Raw genomic sequence first — 609 nt, 5'->3', positions numbered from 1 at the left:
TGGGGTTTTCCTACAATATAGGCACGAAATGTTAGTAAAAGGGGAACAAAGTGTTTGGAAGTTTTCTTATTTTATTGCCGCCAAGTTCAGTAAAATACGCCTATTGAATGGCCTCCTAGAGTTAAGGTGCGTGCGGTGTCTGATCTCAACTTATTTCGTTATTACCAACGCTTGCTCTCTTTTGGTGTTGGTAATGAAGCAAAAACTACGCTGCAAGAAATCGCCGATTTGTTGTTTACTTCGCCTCGTCATGCGCGCAGTTTGCTGGCGCAGATGCAAGAGATAGCGTGGTTAAGTTGGCGACCAAAACCAGGACGGAACCAACGTTCAACATTGTTGTTAAACGTTGAACTCAGCGCGCTAAAAGAAAGCCTTGCACTAGAGCGGATCAAGCTTGGTAAGTACGAGAAAGCGCTGTCGATTCTGGATGAAGATGAAGCTGCATTTGGGCGACTCCTCAAAACAACGTCGGGCGCATCGGTAAAAGAGGGGCGGCTCAATATTCAGCTGACCTACAAACGCATGTTCGAGCGTGTTGTTCCTCATCAATTGCAGCGAAGCAGTGAGCGCTTTTTGCTACGCCAAATTTATTGCTGTTTGGTATCAAGT

The 609-nt window shown here is 45.6% G+C and carries 1 protein-coding gene; it reads left to right on the top strand.

Translation table 11 applies throughout. From position 1 onward, the window contains the following. Positions 1–135: 135 nt before the first annotated feature. A partial coding sequence (locus R7190_RS28755; protein WP_318138047.1) for an SgrR family transcriptional regulator occupies positions 136–609 on the top strand: 474 nt, incomplete at its 3' end.

This window comes from Vibrio sp. 1078-1 (assembly GCF_033340475.1).
This window is presented reverse-complemented; position numbering and strand designations above follow the sequence as displayed.